This window comes from Mycoplana sp. BE70 (assembly GCF_031455855.1).
Lineage (GTDB): Bacteria > Pseudomonadota > Alphaproteobacteria > Rhizobiales > Rhizobiaceae > Mycoplana.
This window is the reverse complement of the sequence record NZ_JAVDTM010000012.1, coordinates 1-18048: the sequence shown is the minus strand read 5'-3', so window position 1 is coordinate 18048 and position 18048 is coordinate 1. Positions and strand designations below refer to the sequence as shown.

At 65.8% G+C, this 18048-nt stretch carries 8 protein-coding genes; 4 read left to right on the top strand and 4 right to left on the bottom strand.

Going from position 1 to position 18048, the window contains the following annotated elements:
• The first annotated feature begins 28 nt into the window (after positions 1-28).
• From J2Y48_RS20240 to pbpC, 4 genes are all read left to right on the top strand, one after another.
• Complete coding sequence (locus J2Y48_RS20240) at positions 29-3682, top strand: tetratricopeptide repeat protein (RefSeq protein WP_310421597.1); 3654 nt, start codon at positions 29-31, stop codon at positions 3680-3682.
• Positions 3682-5661, top strand: a complete 1980-nt coding sequence (locus J2Y48_RS20235) for an adenylate/guanylate cyclase domain-containing protein (protein WP_310421595.1) — start codon at positions 3682-3684, stop codon at positions 5659-5661. The genes J2Y48_RS20240 and J2Y48_RS20235 overlap by 1 nt, the downstream gene beginning before the upstream one ends.
• 183 nt (positions 5662-5844) lie before the next feature.
• On the top strand, positions 5845-11289 hold the full coding sequence (locus tag J2Y48_RS20230; RefSeq protein WP_310421592.1) for an alpha-2-macroglobulin family protein: 5445 nt from the start codon (positions 5845-5847) through the stop codon (positions 11287-11289).
• Positions 11290-11329: 40 nt separating this feature from the next.
• Positions 11330-13384 (top strand): penicillin-binding protein 1C, encoded by a 2055-nt coding sequence (gene pbpC / locus J2Y48_RS20225; RefSeq protein ID WP_310421974.1) that lies wholly within the window; start codon positions 11330-11332, stop codon positions 13382-13384.
• On the opposite strand, the gene J2Y48_RS20220 is transcribed toward pbpC, so the two are convergent.
• The 4 genes from J2Y48_RS20220 to J2Y48_RS20205 all read right to left on the bottom strand — a co-directional run.
• Positions 13385-15166 (bottom strand): radical SAM protein, encoded by a 1782-nt coding sequence (locus J2Y48_RS20220; RefSeq protein ID WP_310421589.1) that lies wholly within the window; start codon positions 15164-15166, stop codon positions 13385-13387.
• A gap of 158 nt (positions 15167-15324) precedes the next feature.
• Positions 15325-17313, bottom strand: a complete 1989-nt coding sequence (locus J2Y48_RS20215; protein ID WP_310421586.1) for an acetyl/propionyl/methylcrotonyl-CoA carboxylase subunit alpha — start codon at positions 17311-17313, stop codon at positions 15325-15327.
• Between the two features lie 12 nt (positions 17314-17325).
• The gene (locus J2Y48_RS20210) at positions 17326-17709 is read right to left on the bottom strand and encodes a RidA family protein (protein ID WP_310421584.1); all 384 of its coding nucleotides are present in this window, start codon (positions 17707-17709) and stop codon (positions 17326-17328) included.
• Positions 17710-17744: 35 nt separating this feature from the next.
• A partial coding sequence (locus J2Y48_RS20205; protein ID WP_310421581.1) for a carboxyl transferase domain-containing protein occupies positions 17745-18048 on the bottom strand: 304 nt, incomplete at its 5' end.

Here is an 18048-nt window from a genome sequence, read left to right as displayed (position 1 = left end):
ATGGCTGTCAGTTCTTGCGCCGATGGGGATGCAATCCGGTCTGAAGACAATCGCGACACTGCCGCTCGTTGCCGCCTGGGGTTTGACGGCCGCCCATGGCGAGCCGATCCCGCGCGCGGGGCCCGCCGCCGGGTCCGTCATCGCCCGCAAGTCCGGCGAGGAAGTCCGCTTCCATGACGTTTCCAGCTGGCACGGTGTCGACCTCAACCAGGATCTGCTGTCCGGCGATGCGTTGCGCACCAATGCCATCGGCCAGCTTGCCGTGCTTTTCGCCGACAACACCCAGGTGCGCCTCGGTCGCAACTCATCGATGCTGGTCCGGCAGATGGGCGCTTCCGGCGATACCGTGCTGGATCTTCAAGCCGGCACCCTTTGGGCCCGCGCCCAGCGCGGCGGCCAGGCCCTCAAGGTGGAGACGCCGGCGGCTGCGGCCGCGATCCGCGGCACGGACTGGTCACTGACCGTCGACGGCGACAAGACCTCGCTGGTCGTGCTCGAGGGCAGCGTCGAACTGGTGAACGAGCATGGCAGCGTGCAGGTTGGCCAGGGAGAGGCGGCCGTTGCCCGCATCGGCCAGGCACCGCAGAAGGTTGTCGTCGTCAGTTCCGACGATCGCGAGCAGATGCTGTTCTATCTGTCCCTGCGCGACGCCTTCACCTTCATGCCCGCTTCGCCGCTGAAGGTTCCGCAGATGCGTCAGGCGATCGACCGCATCGATGCGAAACCCGAGGCGGAGCGCAGCGCCGAGGACTGGCTGACGCTGGCCGAAACCCAGCTCTCATTGGAAGGCCGGCAGAAGGCGATCGCTTCGCTCAACCACGCACGTGCAACGAAGCTCTCGGCCGCCCAGCGCGCGCGGGTCGATTTCCTTGATGCGCTCGTCGCCGGAGCGGAACTCCGCTTTGATGACGCGGCCCGCCTCTTCGCCCGCGCGCGGCCCGGACTGGATGCGAAACGCGGTAGCGTTGCCGACTATGGCGGCTTTTTCGCCCGCGCGCTGGTTAACCCTGATCGACTGGAGAAAGCTCCGCGGCGGGTGACCGGCCCATATGGCGCCTTCACCAAGGCCTATGCCGCCGGTTTCATGGAGAATATCCGCGCGGCGCTGGACATCATCAAGGAGGCGGAACGGAACTACCCCGACGACCCGACACTCCCGGCCTACCGGGCATTCTTCGCTCTGCTCCTGAACGATCGCGAGCAAATGAAGGAGGCGATGGACCGGTCCCTGTCGCTTGATCCGACGCATCCGGTCGCGCTCCAGGCCCGCGCCCGCTACCGCGCCGATATCGAGGGTAACATCGACGCCGCCATCGAAGATATCGACGCCGCCCTGAAGATCGCCCCCGGCTCGACGAACCTCTGGAACGATCTGGGACTGGTCCAGTCGGCACGGGGCGACATGCAGTCAGCCGAGGCGGCGTTGTTGCGGGCAATCGAGCTGGACCCCGAAGACGTCGCCGCCCACACCAACCTTGCCATTCTCTACCTCGACCAGGACCGCGTGCGCGAAGCCAAGCGCGAGATCGACCGGGTGATGGAACTCGACCCCGGCTTCGACCTCGCCCTGATCGCGCGCGGCCGCTACCACCTGCAGACCGGTGACCTGGAGAAAGCGACCGAGGACCTCCTCAAGGGCACCGTCGCCAATCCCGCCTACTCGCAAGGCCAACTCCTGCTTGCCGTCGCCCATCAGGAGCAGCGCAATCGCGACGCCGCCCGGCAGGCGTTGGACAATGCCGATCGTCTGGACCCGAACGATCCGGTCATCCCATCGTTCAGGGCAAGCGTCGCAATCGACGAATACGATTCCGACGGCGCCATTGCCGCCGCGCAGGAGTATCTGCGTCGGCTGCGCGCCAGTGGCGGCGAGCACGCGGCCATCAGCTTCAACCATGACGCCGGTTCGACCCTCAACAACGCGTTTCGCCTGCAGGGCCTGAACGCCTGGGGCCAGTTCTACGGTGACATCACCTTCGACCCGTTCACCGGGACGTCCTATATCGACCAGACGTTGCACGGCAGCGTCAACCCGTTCCTGAACGCCCACCTGTACGGCAGCGACGGAATCGAGCCGACCCAGAACAAAGCGACCTTCTCGTCCTTTATGCAGGGCCTTCTGTACGATCCCCACATGCTGGCCGGTCCCTCCGCCCGGCCGTACTACATCCGCTATCCCTTCGCCGAAGTGGAGCTTGGCTACGGCTTTTCGAGCTTTAACGGCGACTCCCGTCCCATCTACGAAGGCAGTTGGCAGAGTTTCAGCAACCTGCCATTCCCGGTCAGCACGCTGGCCAGCCTCCAATGGGTCAATACGCCGTTTTCCGGCAGCAGCACCATTCCGCCAAGCGACTATGAGGGCGAGACGAAACTGGTCAGCGGCGTCGGCTATGCCACCGCAACTCCGACGCCGGACGACCGCTTCGTGGCCTATGGTCAGCATTTCGACAGCCGGTTCGATCTCAGCACGTTCTATCCCGCCTTCACGATCGACCGCGACGAAAGACTGAAGACGACCGCGGCAGGGATCGGCTGGAGCCACACGTTCAGTTTCGAGAACGTGCTGAACGCCGCCTTCTTTTACGGCGACACCGAAAGCCGCGAAGATTTCACTTTGACGGGCCTGGCACCAATCGGCACGATCGACTCACGCCAGACAAGTTATGTTGGCGCCCTGAACCACACAGTCGCCGCCGGGGACCTGACCTGGCGATACGGTGTCGAGGGAGGCATCGTCGATCTGGGCTATGGCGGAACGCTCATTTCGGAGCCGATCGATACCAGGGTCGACTATGGACGCCTTTACGTGGACGTCCTCCACGAGATCAACCCTGCGCTGAAGGCAGAGTACGGCCTGTTTGGCACGTATGCCGACAGCGATATCATCGAAACACGCCGGGTCGATCCGCGCGCCGGCATTGCATTTGCTCCGACGGACGGACAATGGCTGCGCGCCGCCTACATTGGCCAGAGCTACGACTTCGACGTCAACACGCTATCCCCGGTCAGCACCGTCGGCCTTCAGCCGAACCAGGCAGGACTTGCCATCGACGGAAACGTCGACACGATAGCGGCTCGCTGGGATTCCGAATGGAGCGACTGGCTCTTCACAGGCGTCGAATTCCAGCATCAGGACCTCGAAGATTTCAGTATCGGACATCCTGCAATCTGGGATTCGCTTTTCCTGCCGGACATCATCGGTCTGACGTACGGGCGCCTCGACCGAGCAAGCGTGACTTCGAACGTCCATATCGGTCACGGCTTTGGTCTCTCCGGGACCCTCGCCTACATCAATTCGGAAAACCAGGATCCCGACAGCTTGGACGAGGGCAGGTCCTTGCCCTTCGTGCCGGAATGGGCGGGACAGGTTGCCCTTACCTGGGTCAGCGAAGCCAACGTCAAGGCGACGGTAGCGGCCAACTATATCGGCAAGCGCACGGGCAATGAGACGATCTTCCTGGGCGACGGCGGCACGCCAGGCGACCCGACCGACGACTTCCTCCTCCCCCAGGAGTTGGACGCCTACTGGACGCTCGACGCCGCGGTGACCTGGGAGCCGCTCGACAAGCGCTTTGAGCTCAGCCTGGCGGCGTTCAACCTGCTCGACGAGGATTTTGAGGTGGCGACCGGCATTCCCGGATGGGGCCGCAGCTTCAAGGGTGCGGTTAAAGTTCGGTTCTGATGGAAAGCACGTCCCACCCACCTCCAGCCAGAAGCGTCACCGGTACGCCGAAGATCAGTCGCAGACTTCGGCTGGTGCTGTTGACCGTTGCCACCATTCTCATCGTTTCTGCGCTCACGCGCCTGCCGGGCTGGTCGCTGCAGGAGCTTCGCAGCTTCGACTACCTGTCGACGCTGGACGACCCCGCCCCGCCCGCGGACAGCCCGATCGTGGTCGCGATCGACGAGCCCTCGCTTGCTGAACTGAACGTGCAGTGGCCCTGGCCGCGCGACATTCACGCGCGCCTGATCACCGCGCTGCGTGCCGCCGGCGCAAAGGCGATCGCGCTCGACATCATCTTCGCCGAACCATCGGCGCCCGAACGCGACGCGGCACTCGCGGCGGCCCTTGGTCCCGATGTGGTGCTTGCCGGCGACGAGAGCGTGATTGTCACCCCACAGGCCGAGCAACTCGTCCGGACGACGCCGTTGCCGCTTTTCAGCGAGGCCGGCGCCGTCACCGGCATGGCCTCGATCACGCTCGGCGGTGACGGCATCTTCCGCGATCTGCCACGCTACGACGATGCGCTCTCCCGCCAGCTTGCCCGCGTCGCCGGCCAGCCGCACGAACTGCCACCGGGCGACTGGATGATCCAATCCTATGGCGCGGCCCGCAGCTATCCGACCGTTTCCTATTACCAGGCCCTCGATCCGGAAAATTTCCTGCCGAAGGACTTCTTCCGCGATCGGGTAGTGATCGTCGGCCTCAGCCTGCAGAATGCGCCGGAAATCGACCATGGCGGCGCCGACGCGTTTGCGACCCCCTATACCGTGCACACCGGCCGCCTCGTGGCCGGCGTCGAAATCCAGGCGACGCTCTTCGACAACATCACCAAGGGCAGCGCGATCCGGCGGGCGGAATCGCCACTGGTGCTGATCGGGATCACGCTCTCGGCGATTCTTGCGGCCTTCACCGTCTGGCGCTCGACCCGCTGGCAGACCGCCGCGGTCGCACTCGCCGTGACGCTTGCGCTTGCCACGATCAGCTTCCTGCTGATCCGCCACGCGTACCTCTTCGTCTCGCCGCTCGGGCCGGCGCTCGCCTTTGTCTCGGTCGCGGTCGGCCAGGCGGCGTTCGACTACGCCGACGAGCGGCGCAACCGAAAGCAGATCACACGCGCCTTTTCCCAGTACCTGTCGCCCGCGCTCGTCGAGCGGCTCGCCCGCGACCCGTCGCAACTGCGCCTCGGCGGCGAACGGCGCACGCTTTCCATCCTCTTCTGCGACGTGCGCGGCTTCACCACCATCGCCGAGACGATGAAGGACGACCCGGAGCAGCTGACCAACTTGATCAATCGCCTGCTGACGCCGCTCTCGGAGATCGTGCTTGGCCACGGCGGGACAATCGACAAATACATCGGCGACTGCCTGATGGCCTTCTGGAACGCACCTCTGGACGATGACGATCACGCCAATCATGCCGTCGCGGCGGCGATCGACATGCTGGCCCGGATGGAGACGCTGAATGTCGAGCTGAAGCGCGAGGCAGCCGAACGCGGCTCGGCCTACCATGAACTTCGGATCGGCATCGGTATCAACACCGGCGATTGCGTCGTCGGAAACATGGGCTCCTCCCAACGGTTTGACTATTCGGTGCTGGGTGATTCCGTGAACCTCGCCTCCCGCCTCGAAGGCGCATCGAAGAACTACGGGGTGCCGCTGCTGATCGGCGAAGGCACTGCCCTTCTGGCGGACCGGTTCGTCAGCCTCGAGCTGGATCGCATCACCGTGAAGGGACGTACGGTCGCCTCCCCGGTCTTCACCGCTCGGGCCGATATTCCGGACGGGATGGCCGCCAAGCACAACCGGTTCATCACCGCCCGCTATGACGGCACGTTGCAGGCCGAAGACCAGCTTTTCGATGAACTGGCCGCGGCGCTGCCGGGTCTGTCGCGCTACTATGAGGGGGTGCGTGCCAAGCTGGTCGACAACGGCATCTGAGAAGGCAAAAACCTTCCTCGTGACCGGCGATGAAAAGCGATGGCTCGCCCGTATTATCCCTGGAACAGGCCGCCATTCCGATCGTCTTGAACAGTATCCGCATGAACACGACCACCGGTTGACATGCCGGGCCGATGTCTCAAAAGTGCTTTGTGTCTGGCGGCGATTGGAGGACTTGGGTCTATGCGTGCGTTCATCGGTTTTTCCGCAATCTTCCTCGCCATCGCAGCAAGCGCATTTCCGGGACAGGCTGCCGAGACAAAGCGCTCGGTCGTCACCACGGAGAATGGCGACTATTTCGGCTTCGATCTGCGCACCGTCCAGAACGTCACGCTCGACCAATGCAAAACCAGTTGCATCGACGACATGTCCTGCCGCGCCTTCACCTATAATCCGAAGGTGAAGTGGTGCTTCCTCAAGTCCGACTTCAGCCAGCTGAACGGTTTCCCCGGCACGGTCGCCGGCAAGATAGTGCTCACCGACGGCGAGCCCGATGTCGGCGCCGCCCCTTCGCTCGATTTCATTCCCGAGGGGATGGTGGCCGAAGCGCGGGCGCTGAAGACCAACCTCGCACTGCTCGGCACGCAGGAAGGCCAAGGGGCCGAAAGCCTCGCTTCGCTCGGTCGCATCGAAATATCGTCCGGACGCGTCTCCGAAGCCCTTGACGCCTACAAGGGGGCGTTGTCGCTCGCGCCCGACGACCGTCATCTGTGGATCGAGATGGCGCAGGCCGCAGCGCTGGCAACGGACAATTCCTATCTCACCGGTCAGGGGCCGCTTGCCGCCCTGAATGCCTACTGGCTGACGCGCACCACGTCGGCACGGGCGCAGGCGCTGGCCGTGCTCGCCGAAACGCTGGACAAAGCCGCCAACTATCGCGCCGGAATAGACGCCTACAAGGCGAGCCTTGCGCTTGTCGACGACCCGGCTGTGCGCGCCGCCTATCTCGATTTGAAAGCGCGTCAGGGTTTTCGCGTCGTCCAGCATACGATCGACAACGACAGCGTCAGCCCGCGCGCCTGCGTCCAGTTCTCCGAGCCGCTGGTGAAGTTCGGCGCGGACTATGCGAGCTTTGTGACGCTGGACGGCAAGGCGCCGAAGGGCGTCGAGGCGAAGGACAACCAGATCTGCGTGGAGGGGCTGAACCACGGCCAGCGCTACAAGCTTGCCTTCCGTCAGGGCCTGCCGTCTTCGGTCGACGAAAATCTCGAATCGCCGGTCGAGCTCGACATCTACGTGCAGGACCGCAGCCCCAGCGTGCGCTTTACCGGCGACAGCTTCGTCCTGCCGAGCACCGCGCGACGCGGCATTCCGCTGGTCTCGGTCAACACCGACAGCGCCGACCTAAAGCTCTACCGCGTCGGGGACCGCAACATAACCTCGCTGCTCGCCGGCTCGCAGTTTCTGGCCCAACTCGACGGCTACGGCGCCGGCCGCATCGAGAGCGAACTCGGCGAACTCGTCTGGCAGGGCCAGATCGACATGCAGCGCGATCTCAACAAGGACGTCGTGACCTCGTTTCCGGTCGACGAGGCGCTGCCGCAGCGCCAGCCCGGCATCTACGTGCTGACGGCCACGGCCTCGAACGGACCGAAGCGCGACTGGGATGCCAAGGCCACCCAGTGGTTCCTTGTCTCCGACATCGGGCTTTCGACCTTCGCCGGCACGGACGGCCTGCATGTCTTTGCGCGGGCGCTGAGCAGCGCCAAGCCCATGGCCGGTGTCGAGCTGCAGTTACTCGCCAAGAACAACGAAATCCTCGGCACGGCGATGACCGATGCCGATGGACGCGCCACCTTCACCGCCGGGCTGATCCGCGGCACGGCCGCCATGATGCCGGCCGTGCTGACGGCGCGGAACGGCACGTCGGACTACGTCTTCCTCGACATGACCCGCGCCGGCTTCGATCTGTCCGACCGCGGCGTCACCGGACGCCCGGCCCCCGGCGCGATCGATATCTTCGCCTGGACCGAGCGCGGCATCTACCGCGCCGGCGAGACGGTTCACGCCGCAGCCCTTGCCCGCGACATCGAGGCAAGGGCGATCGAGAAGCTGCCGCTGACCTTCGTCTTCACCCGCCCCGACGGCGTCGAGGACCGTCGCATCATCAGCAACGACAGCAAGCTTGGCGGCTACGTCGTAGACTATGCGATCCAGCCGAATGCGATGCGCGGCAGCTGGACGATGCAGATCTACACCGATCCGAAGGCGCCCTCGATCGCTGAAAAGACCTTCCTTGTCGACGACTTCGTGCCGGATCGCACCGAGTTCGACCTGACCAGCGCGGCGAAGGAGATCGAGAGCGGCACGCCGGTCACGATCGATGTCGATGGCCGTTATCTCTACGGCGCTCCTGCCGCCGGCCTCGACATCGAAGGCGATGTCGCGCTCAAGCCGGCGCGCGAAAGCGAACACTTCAAGGGCTACCTCTTCGGCCTCGCCGACGAGGAGGCGATGGAGGAAAACCGCGTGCCGATCGAGGGCCTTCAACCGCTCGACGAAGATGGCAAGGCAACCTTCGATGTGGATGTCAGCGAACGCCCCGCCACGACCCAGTTGCTGAACGCCGCCGTCACGGTTCGCATGAGCGAGGCCGGCGGCCGTGCCGTCGAGCGTTCGCTGACACTGCCCGTCCGGTCCGAGGGGCCGATGATCGGCATCCGCCCGGCGGCCGCGGGCGACGTGCCGGAGAACTCCGTCGCCCGCTTCCATGTTATCGTCGCAACTCCGGACGGAACGAAGCAGGCGATGCACGGCCTGCCATGGAAACTGCTCAGCGTCCAGCGCGACTACCAATGGTACCGTGACGGCAGCTCCTGGCGCTACGAGCCGATCCTTTCGACGAAGCAGGTCCAGGCCGGCGTGATCGACGTCACCGTCGACGGCGCCGACATTGCCGTTCCCGTCACCTGGGGCCGGTACCGGCTCGAAGTGGAGACCGCGTCCGCCGATGGGCCGGCGACGAGCATCGAATTCGACGCCGGCTGGTATGTCGAGGCGACCTCGACGGAGACGCCGGATGCGCTGGAAATCGCTCTCGACAAGGAGAGCTATGCGATCGGCGACACGGCGAAGCTGAAGGTCTCCTCGCGCTATGCCGGCGAGCTTCTCGTCACCAACGGCACGGAGAGCCTAATCTCCGCCAGCACCGCCTCGCTCAGTGAGACCGGTGGCGAGGTCGAGATTCCCGTCACCGCCGACTGGGGTGCGGGTGCCTACGTCACCGCCACGCTCTACCGTCCCGGCGACGCCCAGGAGAGCCGCATGCCGATGCGCGCTATCGGCGTCAAATGGCTGAAGGTGGACCCGGCCGGGCGCAAGCTCGCCGTGACCCTTGACGCGCCGGAAAAGACGCTGCCGCGCCAACCGCTCGATATCGCGGTCTCGGTCGCAGGCGCCGGCGCGAACGAGGACGCTTACGTGACGGTCGCAGCCGTCGACGTCGGCATCCTCAATCTCACCCGCTACGAGGCACCCGATCCGGACGGCTGGTATTTCGGCCAGCGCCGGTTGGGTCTTGAAATCCGCGACCTTTACGGCCGGCTGATCGACGGCTCGCTCGGCGCGACAGGACGCCTTCGCACCGGCGGCGACGGCGGCCAGATGGCGCTGGAGGGCAGCCCGCCGACGCAGAAGCTCGTCGCCTTCTTCACCGGCCCCGTGAAACTCGACGCGGAGGGCAAGGCGAATGTCTCGTTCGATATTCCGCAGTTCAACGGCACCGCCCGCGTCATGGCCGTCGCCTGGTCGAAGGACGGCATCGGGCACGGCACGGCTGACGTCATCATCCGCGATCCGGTGGTCGTCACCGCCAGCCTGCCGAAATTTTTGGCGCCCGGGGACCGGGCCAACTTGCGCCTAGACATCGCCAATACGGATGCACCCGCCGGTGACTACCAACTCGGCGTTACCCACAACAAGGCGGTGATGGTCGAGCAGGCCGGGGCTGCGCAAACCGTCCGTCTCGAAGCGGGAGGCAAGGCCGACCTGACGCTGCCGCTGATCGGCGGCGAGGTCGGCGACGGCGTCGTGACCGTCGCGCTGTCGGACGGCGCGGGCCATTCCTGGGAGCAGTCGCTCGATATCCCCGTGCGGCCTTCGACCCTGCCGATCACCACCCGGCGTGTGCTGGAGCTTGCCGTCGGCGGCAGCCTGACGATCGACGATCAGCTGCTTGCCGACAGCATCCTCGGCAGCGCCTCGGTGGCGCTCAACGTCTCGCGCTCCAGTGCCTTCGACATCCCCGCTATGCTGATGACGCTCGATCGCTACCCCTATGGCTGCGCCGAGCAGATCACCAGCCGCGCCCTGCCGCTGCTCTATCTTAGCGAACTCTCGAAGGACACTGGCCTTCCCGACGACGACGAGACGAAGAAGCGGGTGCAGGAAGCGATCTATCGGGTGCTCTCCAACCAGTCCTCCTCCGGTAGCTTCGGCCTGTGGGGACCGGGCTATGGCGACCTCTGGCTCGATGCCTACATAAGCGATTTCCTGACCCGAGCCCGCGAGCAGAAGTTCGAGGTTCCGGAACAGGCGATGGTGCAGGCGCTGGACAATCTCCAGAACGCACTCTCCTACGACAACAACGTGCAGGAGCGCGGCAACGAGATCGCCTATGCGCTCTATGTGTTGGCGCGCAACCGCAAGGCCGCGATCAGCGACCTGCGCTACTATGCCGACACGCGCCTGTCCGAGTTCCCGACGCCGCTCGCCAAGGCGCATATCGCCGCGGCCCTCGGGCTTTACGGCGATGCGCAACGCTCCGGGCAGATCTTCCGGGAATCCCTGCGCATGTCGAGCGACGTCACCAATGTCAGTCTGGCGCGATCCGACTACGGCTCGGCGCTGCGCGACGGCGCGGCGGTGCTGGCGCTCGCGGCCGAAAGCAACCCGGTCCCGGCGATCATTCCGGAAATGGCGAAGATCGTCGCCGGCGAATGGCAGCGCAAGGCCTATACCAGCACCCAGGAGCAGACCTGGATGCTGCTCGCCGCCCGCGCGATCCTGAACGAGGACAAATCGCTTCGCCTCGAGGTCAACGGCGCCGAGCATGACGGCCGCTATGCCGCCCGCATGAGCGGCGAGGACCTGCTGCACAAGCCCGTCACCCTCGTCAACCGCGGCAGCGAACCCGTCTCGACCGTGCTGACGACGGTCGCGGCGCCTGTCCAGCCGCTGCCGGCCGGCGGCGACGGCTACGCCATCGAACGCAGCTACTACACGCTCGACGGCGAACCGGCGACGATCTCCGAGGCCCGCCAGAACGAGCGCTATGTCGTCGTGCTCAAGGTGACGGAAAACAATCCCTGGCACTCGCGCGTGCTGATCACCGACCTCTTGCCGGCCGGGCTGGAGATCGACAATCCGAGCCTCGTCAGCAGCGCCGAGCTGTCCAACTTCGATTGGATCGGCGAGGTCGAGGCGGCGCACACCGAGTTCCGCAGCGACCGTTTCATCGCCGCCTTCGACCGCCAGGGCGGCAGCGGTGACGGCATCACGCTCGCCTATGTCGTGCGCGCGGTGACGCCCGGCACCTACGACCACCCGGCGGCAACGGTCGAGGACATGTACCGGCCGCAGTTCTCGGCCCGCACGGCGACGGGGCGGATGCAGGTGCTGGCCGAGTAGGAGGAAACGCGTGTCCCGGCTGCGCAACGGCCTGATTGCCATGTTGGGCGGTGCAGTCCTCTGCACTGCGCTCCTGCACGGGCTCGAGCGCGCCGACGAAGCCTATCCGCCGCCGATCGAAAAGGCGAAGGAGGTGTCGCGCGAGGTCGTCGATACGGACGGACGGCTCTTGCGCGCCTTTGCGACCTCCGAGGGCCTCTGGCGGCTGCAGACGAAGGCAGCGGATGTCGATCCGCAGTTCGTCCGCATGCTGCTCGCCTATGAGGACCAGCGCTTCTACGAGCACAGGGGCGTCGATCCGCTGGCACTGCTGCGCGCCGCCGCCCAGTTCCTTGGCAACGGCCGGATCGTCTCCGGCGCCTCGACGCTGTCGATGCAGGTCGCCCGGCTGATCGAGCCGCGCGAAAACCGTTCGGTGCTCGCGAAGATGAGGCAGATCGCCCGCGCGATCCAGATCGAGCGGCGGCTGTCGAAGGCGGAAATCCTCGACCTTTACCTGACCCACGCCCCCTATGGCGGCAATCTCGAAGGCGTGCGGGCGGCGAGCCTTTCCTATTTCGGCAAGGAGCCAAGGCGACTGTCGGTCGCCGAATCAGCTCTTCTCGTCGCCCTGCCGCAACTGCCCGAGCGCCGCCGCCCGGATCGTTTTCCGAAAGAAGCCGAGGCGGCACGCGCGCGTGTGCTGACCCGCATGGCCGTCTCGACCGTCATTGGCGAAGGCGAGGCGGAACGCGCCTCGGCTGAGACGGTCCCCGTGCGCCGGCTGCAGCTTCCGGCGCTGGCGCCGCATCTCTCCGAACTCGCCCTGCGCAAAAGCACCGGGCGTCAGCGCCACGAGACGACGATTCGCCGTGACATCCAGCAGGCGCTGGAGACGGTCGCCCGCGACGCCGCCGCGCGGCTCGGCCCGAAACTCTCCGTCGCGATGGTGATGGCGGATGCGAGGACCGGCGCGATCGTCGGCGAGGTCGGCTCGGCCGACTATTTCGACGCTTCCCGATCCGGCTGGATCGACATGACGCGCCAGATCCGCTCGCCCGGCTCGGCGCTGAAACCCTTCATTTACGGGCTCGCCTTCGAGGAAGGCCTCGTCGCCCAGGAAACAATCGTCGAGGACCGTCCGGCCGATTTCTTCGGCTACCGGCCGCGCAATTTCGACATGAGCTACCAGGGCGACGTCAGCGTGCGCCAGGCGCTGCAGCTGTCCCTGAACGTTCCGGCCGTACGACTGCTCGACGCCGTCGGTCCGACGCGGCTGACGGTGCGGCTGCGTCGCGCCGATGTCCGGCTCGCGCTGCCCGCCGGCGAGGCGCCGGGCCTGGCGATCGGCCTGGGCGGCGCCGGCATCAAGCTGCGCGACCTCGTCCAGCTCTATGCCGCGCTTGCCAATGAGGGCAAAGTCGTGCGGCTCGGCGACGGCGTCGACCGCTCGCCGGAAGTGGTTATCGGCGATCCATTGCTCGACCCCGCCGCCGTCTGGAGCGTCACCGACACGCTGTCCGCCGTGCTCCCGCCGCGCGGCAGCCGCCGCCTCGGCATCGCCTACAAGACCGGCACCAGCTACGGCTACCGCGACGCCTGGTCGGTCGGCTATGACGGCCGCCACGTGCTCGGCGTCTGGGTCGGCCGCGCCGACAACGCCGCCGTCCCTGGCCTGACCGGCTACGAGGCCGCCGCGCCGATCCTGTTCGAGGCATTCTCCAAATCCGGCGTCGCGATCACGCCGCTTCCGAAGGCGCCGGCCGGCGCAGTCAGGATCGCCCAGTCCGAACTGCCGGTCGGCCTGCGCCGCTTTTCCCGCACCGACAGCGGCCTCGTCTCGGCCACCGCGCGCGAACCGGCGCCGCAGATCGTCTATCCGCCGGAAGGCGCGCATGTGGAGCTGGGCGCCAGATCCGGCAGCGCGATCGCGCCGCTGGCGCTGAAATTGCAGGGCGGCCGGGCCCCGTTCCGCTGGCTCGCCAACGGCAAGATGCTGCCCGAGTCCTCCCGTCGGCGCACAACTCAATGGATTCCCGACGGCGCAGGCTATTCGACGCTGACGGTGATCGACGCGGTGGGCCGGGCGGCAAGCGTGCGGGTGTTCGTGGAGTAGCTAGCCGGCCGAATTGGAGTGGGTGAGCGCCGCGACCTTCTTTATGTGCGCCACCGCTGCCGTACCGCCGGCGGTCTTGGTGAACAGATCGCGCGTTTCCTCGTCGTCAGCCCCGACCGGCATCAACGCCTGATCCATGTAGGCCTTTGAAGCCGGATCGCGGGAGATCCGGTAGGCGGCAGCCGTCAATCGCATGATGGTGCCCGCGAGTGCCACATGCTTGCGCAGCGTCTCCCATACAAACTGCGGCCAAAAGATCAGCGGGTGTACCCGCTCTAGGCCTGGGCGCCGCTCAGACGGTTGCTTCAGGCGCAGAAGTCCGCTCTGCAGTGGATGCACGTTTTCAAGCGGCACCGTCGTTGCGAAGGAAACGAGCAGCTTGACGAGGCTCCCGATCGGCACGCCTGTCGAGGCCGCGCGGCGCAGCAGCGTCTGCATGTGCTCGGGCGAGTAATAGAGCTGCCATGCCTCGCGGTATATTCCCTCCCACGCTTCCCGACTCATCTTCGGATGCGCCGTGCATACATGCTCGACATCATACACGTTGAGATCGTCCCGCATCTCGATGCCATCTTTCCAAAGCTTCTGGTGATCCTCCGAACCGGGCAATGGTGTGAGGATGAAGAACTCGACGATGTCGATCGGCAGTTCGTGTTGAATGATGGCGATGTCGCGCCGGATGGTCTCGGGCGTATCGGCCGGAAAGCCGAGGATATAGCCTGCGAGCGTGATGATGCCCTGCGCTTTCCAGGCAAGCAGCATCTTCCTGTATTCGGTGATCTTGTTCTGGTTCTTCTTTGCCGAGGTGAGGTTGTCGGGGTTGACGTTTTCGAGGCCGATGAAAACACGGGTAACGCCGGCACGCTTTGCCTTTTCGATGAAATTCGGGATCTTGTGGCAGAGCGTGTCGACCTGGATCATCAGGCCGAGCGGAATACGGTCCTTCTCTCGCAGTTCGATCAGCCGGTCAAAGATCGCCTCCCATTCCTTATTGCGGGCGAAATTATCGTCGGTGATGAAGAATTTGTGGACGCCCTGTGCCCAGTTCATCCGCACGAGCTTCTCGACGTCATCGGCCGAGCGGAAGCGCGACCTGCGCCCCTGCACGTTGATGATGGTGCAGAAGGAGCATTGATAGGGGCAGCCGCGCCCGGCATCGAAGCTCGTGCTCAAGCCGAGCGTGCGTCCGACATTTTCCTTCGGCAGGAACGGGACGGGCGTGCCGCCAATGCCGGGCAGATCGTCCATGAAGTTGTAGATCGGCTCCAGCCTGCCGCTGGCCGCGTCGCGCAGGACGGTATCAAGTCGACCCTCCGCCTCCCCTGCGAACATGGCAATGCCCATCTTCCGGCATGAGTCGAGGTCCACCGCCGTGCCTTCAAGCATGGCAATGCAGCCCGAGACGTGAAAGCCGCCCATGGCAACCGGGATGCCAGCCTCACGGAACGGCCGCGCAATATCGAGGGCACGCGGATACTGGTTGGATTGGACGCCAACAAGCGCCACCATGCCAAAATTGTTGTGTCCGCCAAGTAGACGCAGGAGGGCCTGGAAATCGACATGGGTATTCGTCTCGTCGATCGCCGTGATGTCGATGGCAACGTCCGGGCCGAGCACCTTGCGCTCAGCGCAATCAGCGGCAAGGCCATAGAGGGCGGCGAGTGAATTCGAAGGGATCATCGGCCGCCACCAGCGGATCACGTAGCCATCGTCGTCATAGTGCGAGGGCTTGATCAGAATGAGTTGGAAGCGTCTCTTCTTGGCTTGCGAAACATGTGCCATGCTATCACTTTCGCGTTAGAGACGATGTCCCAGTTTAGCAGAGCCCCTTGGGCGCATCCAGACGTGCATTACGCCTGACCTGTCGCGGATGATCGGCCTCCCCTCCCTTCGAGGAGGACCCGTGGAGCGCGGACCGTCAACGTGGTCCGATCACTTCTCTACTTCGGCTCCTCTGCCGCCAGCCGCAGCAGCACCGCCCCCTCGCTCACCTGATCGCCCGGTGCGACCGGCACCGCCTCGACGAGGCCATCGCGCGGCGCGTTCAGCACCAGTTCCATCTTCATCGCCTCCATGGTGACGAGCGGATCGCCCTTGGCCACGGCGGCACCGGCGGCTACCGAGACGAGGCGCACGAGCCCGGGCATCGGGGCGGCCAGCACGTCGCCGCCGGCCTCCTCCTCGCCGTGCAGGCCCGCCGTCTCTTCCATGTGGAACAGATGGCTCGCCCCTTCCGCAAACAGCGTGATGGCGCGGCCGTCCCAGACCACGACGGCATCGACGACCCGGTCGCCGAAGTCGGCCAGAACGGTCCCATCGGCATCGGAGCGAAGGAACGTCAGCGCGAGCAGCTCCCCGCCGCTTTCGACCTCGAAGTGGCGCCGGTCCGAGGGCGCAACCCGGATTTCCAGCGTTTCGCCCTCGTGTTCGACGAACACCGTTTGCCAGGCCGGTCCCCACAGGCGAAAGCCGCCGAGGCGGCTCCAAGGGTCGGTGTCCGTGGCGGGCTCCAGCAGGTCGAGGGCGGCGATCCCGGCAAGCGCACGCACCCGCGGATCGGCCGGCGGGTTCGGCAGGAGTGCTGCGGACTCGCGGCCGATCAGACCGGTATCGACGTCGCCGGCCGCAAAATGCGGTTCACGGCACAGCCGGTCGAGGAAGCCGGTATTGGTGGTCACGCCGGCGATCCGACACTGCGCCAGCGCCGCCGCAAGCCGGCCGAGGGCGGCGGCGCGGTCCGGGCCATGGGCGATCACCTTGGCGATCATCGGATCGTAGAAGGCGGTGATCTCGTCGCCGGCGCGCACGCCGGAATCGACGCGAACGCCCTCGGGCGTATCGAAGCGCACAAGCCGGCCGGTCGCGGGCAGGAAGTCGCGCGCCGGGTTTTCGGCGTAGATCCGCGCCTCGAAGGCCCAGCCGTCGATGGCGAGCTCCTCCTGCCTCTTCGGCAGCGGCTCGCCGGCAGCGACGCGCAACTGCCACTCGACGAGGTCGAGGCCGGCGATCGCCTCGGTCACCGGGTGCTCGACCTGCAGGCGGGTGTTCATCTCCATGAAGAAGAACCGGTCGGCGCGCAAACCCTCCGAGACATCGGCGATGAATTCGACTGTGCCGGCGCCGCTGTAGCCGATCGCCTGGGCGGCCCGCACCGCAGCCGACCCCATCGCCTCACGCATCTCCGCCGACATGCCGGGCGCCGGCGCCTCCTCGATCACCTTCTGGTGGCGGCGCTGGGCGGAACAGTCGCGCTCGAACAGGTGCACGACGTTGCCGTGGCTGTCGCCGAAGACCTGCACCTCGATGTGCCGCGGCTTGGCCATGTATTTTTCGACCAGCACACGGCCGTCACCGAACGACGCCTCGGCCTCGCGCTGCGCGCTGGCAAGGGCTGCGGCAAAGTCCTTTGGCCGCTCGACCTTGCGCATCCCCTTGCCGCCGCCGCCGGCACGGGCCTTGATCAGCACCGGATAGCCGATCGCCTCGGCCCGGTCCGAAAGAAACGCCGGGTCCTGCTCCTCGCCGTGATAGCCCGGCACGACCGGAACGCCGGCCTCCTCCATCAACGCCTTGGCCGCGTCCTTCAGCCCCATGGCACGGATCGCCTTCGCCGAGGGACCGATGAACACCAGCCCCGCCGCCGCGACGGCTTCGACGAAGGCGGGGTTCTCGGACAGAAAGCCGTAACCCGGATGCACCGCCTCCGCGCCGCTCGCCCGGCAGGCGGCGATGACCGCCTCGATGTCGAGATAGCTCCGCGCCGCCTCCGCCGGGCCGATCCGATAGGCCTCGTCCGCAAGTTCGACATGCAGGGCCCGGCGATCCGCATCCGAATAGACCGCAACGGTGGCGATGCCGAGCCTGCGGGCGGTGCGGATGATCCGGCAGGCGATTTCGCCGCGATTGGCGATCAGGATCTTCTTGAACATCATCTCTCCCGGCTATTGCGCAGCCACCGCCTCGACCTCGAGCAGCCAGCGGTCGTCGAAGATGCCGCTGATCACGACCGTCAGCGCCGGGGCGACGGCGCCGAGAAATTCGCTACGAATTTCCCGGTTCTGTGTCGCATATTGCCGGTCGGCGAGGTAGGTCGTGACCTTGACCAGGTCGGACTTCTCCATTCCCGCCGCCTTGAGCTGCGCATCGACATTGCGCCACACCAGCCGCGCCTGCGCCTCGAACCCGTCCGGCACCTTGTCGTCCGAATCCATCGGGATCTGGCCGCTCACCAGCACCAGCCGCTTGACCGCCTCGAGCACGACCGCCTGCGAGTAGCCGCCATGCGGGTCAGGTGCGTTCCTGGCGTTGACATTTTCCCGTTTCATGATCGTCCTCCAGGTGTTGGATCTAGGATCAGGACCTACATGCGGAACAGGCCGAACCGGGTCGGTTCGATCGGGGCGTTGAGGGCGGCCGAGAGCGATAGCCCGAGCACGTCGCGGCTCTTGCGCGGATCGACGATGCCGTCGTCCCAGAGCCGCGCCGAGGCATAGAGCGGATGGCTCTGGCGCTCGAACATCTCGATCGTCGGCCGTTTGAACTCGGCCTCCTCGGCCGCCGACCAGCTCCTGCCGCTGCGCTCGATGCCCTCGCGCCGCACCGTCGCCAGCACGCCGGCCGCCTGCTCGCCGCCCATCACGGCAATGCGGCTGTTCGGCCAGGTC

What these genes read in the sequence shown, in the direction of transcription:
- J2Y48_RS20240 (WP_310421597.1), top strand. Translation starts at nt 29, where the DNA reads ATGCAATCCGGTCTGAAGACAATCGCGACACTGCCGCTCGTTGCCGCC.
- J2Y48_RS20235 (WP_310421595.1), top strand. Translation starts at nt 3,682, where the DNA reads ATGGAAAGCACGTCCCACCCACCTCCAGCCAGAAGCGTCACCGGTACG.
- J2Y48_RS20230 (WP_310421592.1), top strand. Translation starts at nt 5,845, where the DNA reads ATGCGTGCGTTCATCGGTTTTTCCGCAATCTTCCTCGCCATCGCAGCA.
- pbpC (WP_310421974.1), top strand. Translation starts at nt 11,330, where the DNA reads ATGTTGGGCGGTGCAGTCCTCTGCACTGCGCTCCTGCACGGGCTCGAG.
- J2Y48_RS20220 (WP_310421589.1), bottom strand. Translation starts at nt 15,166, where the DNA reads ATGGCACATGTTTCGCAAGCCAAGAAGAGACGCTTCCAACTCATTCTG.
- J2Y48_RS20215 (WP_310421586.1), bottom strand. Translation starts at nt 17,313, where the DNA reads ATGTTCAAGAAGATCCTGATCGCCAATCGCGGCGAAATCGCCTGCCGG.
- J2Y48_RS20210 (WP_310421584.1), bottom strand. Translation starts at nt 17,709, where the DNA reads ATGAAACGGGAAAATGTCAACGCCAGGAACGCACCTGACCCGCATGGC.